This is a genomic window from Dietzia sp. DQ11-38-2 (assembly GCF_014145055.1).
Lineage (GTDB): Bacteria > Actinomycetota > Actinomycetes > Mycobacteriales > Mycobacteriaceae > Dietzia.
The window spans coordinates 4662-6410 of the sequence record NZ_JAALDW010000509.1 but is presented as its reverse complement, the minus strand read 5'-3'; the positions used below and the strand labels follow the sequence as shown (position 1 = coordinate 6410).

At 70.2% G+C, this 1749-nt stretch carries 1 protein-coding gene and 2 pseudogenes; 1 reads left to right on the top strand and 2 read right to left on the bottom strand.

Translation table 11 applies throughout. From position 1 onward, the window contains the following. A pseudogene (locus G6026_RS15975) lies at window positions 1–211 on the bottom strand (hypothetical protein); the annotation flags it as partial. Between the two features lies 1 nt (window position 212). After that, complete coding sequence (locus G6026_RS15970) at window positions 213–1160, bottom strand: Ppx/GppA phosphatase family protein (protein ID WP_107757341.1); 948 nt, start codon at window positions 1158–1160, stop codon at window positions 213–215. 33 nt (window positions 1161–1193) lie between these two features. On the opposite strand from G6026_RS15970, the pseudogene G6026_RS15965 reads away from it, so the two are divergent. Beyond that, window positions 1194–1749 (top strand): annotated as a pseudogene (locus tag G6026_RS15965) (hypothetical protein); the annotation flags it as partial.

Sequence of the window (1749 nt, the reverse complement as noted above, 5' to 3'; positions counted from 1 at the left end):
CGCGGCGACGCGCGGCGCGGCTGCCGAGCTCGGTGTCGTCGGTGATCCGCGGGATCTCGCCCGTGAGCTCGGAGACACTCACGCCGCTGCCGCCCTCGTCCGCCCGCCGACGCCGACGCGCCTTGGGTGCGGCCGCGTCCGACTGCTCCGCGCCCATGCGCTTGAGCAGCTCCGCCACGGTGATCTGCTGACCGTCCTGATCCTCGGCCATCTCAGCTCCCCTTCCCGTCGCCGCCCGCGTCCCGGTCGAGACGCTGCAGAATGAGCCCCTCCCGCAGGGCCCACGGACAGATTTTCACACTTTCCAAACCCAGAGCCCTCATCGACGCCTCCGCCACCAGTGCTCCCGCGACCACCTGATGCGACCGGTCAGAGCTGATGCCCTCCAACTCTGCCCTGTCAGCGGCCGTCATGCGAGAGATAAACGCGATCACCTGCCGCAGTCCCGAGGCGGTGAGGATCCGCTCGACCCGCGGACCCTCCGACGACGGCGCCGCACCGGTGAGCCGGGCCAACGTGCGGAACGTCTTGGACGTGGCGCAGGCCAGGTCGGGGACACCGGCCGCCCGCAGTTCCCTGGCGGGGCCCTCCAGCTCGGCGTCGATGAAGTCGCGCAGCTGGTTGATGCGCTTGCGCTCCGGCGGATCGGTCTTGAACCAGTCGTGCGTCAACCGCCCGGCACCCAGCGGCAGACTGAAGGCGTACTCGGGCAGTTCGTCCTCACCGTTCGTCAGCTCCAGTGAGCCGCCCCCGATATCGAGGTTGACGATCCGACCGGCGCTCCAGCCGAACCACCGGCGGGCCGCGAGGAAGGTCATGCGCGCCTCGTCCTCGCCGGAGAGCACGCGCAGCGCGATCCCGGTCTCCTTCTCGACCTTCTCGAGCACCGCGTCCGAGTTGGCGGCGTCGCGCACGGCAGAGGTCGCCAGGGCCATGACCTCGCGGCACTTGGTGGCCTTGGCCAGGTCAGCGGCCTCGCTGACGGCGTCGACGAGCCTGGCGACGCCGGTCTTCGAGATGTTGTTGTCCTCATCGAGGTACTCGATGAGGCGTAGACGCGTCTTGGAGTCGTTCATGGGAGTGGGATGCCCCCCGCGATGGGCGTCGACCACGAGGAAATGGACCGTGTTGCTCCCGACGTCCAGGACACCTAATCTCACACGCCCACCCTAAACGGTCTACGGTCGCAGGTTGTGACCGCCACCGAACGCACCAGCAGCCCGGGCGCGCCCGCCGCGGAAGTCCCCCTCGACTTCCCCCGCGAGTGGTACACGTTCCCCGACCCGGCGAACGACCAGCATCTCGTGTCCGCGGACATGACGTGGCTGCTGTCCTCGTGGACGTGCGTGTTCGGCACACCGGCCTGCCACGGCATCGAGGCCGGGCAGCCCGACGCCGGCTGCTGCACGCACGGCGCATTCCTGTGTGACGACGACGACCGCTCCCGCCTGACGGTGAACGTCGAGCTCCTGGGTCCCGACGACTGGCAGCACCGCGAGGCCGCGCTGGAGGCGGCGGAGGCCGAGGGCGGCGATCTCGAGCCGTGGCTGGAAGAGGACGACCTCACCGGGGACGACGGCGAGCCCGAGCCCGCTCTGCGGACGCGCCGCCTGGGCGGTCGGTGCGTGTTCTTCAACGACGTCGGATTCCCGGCCGGCTCGGGCTGCGCCCTGCACCACATGGCGGCGCGGACGGGCCGCACCCTGCCCGAGTCGAAGCCGGACGTGTGTTGGCAGTTGCCGATCCGCC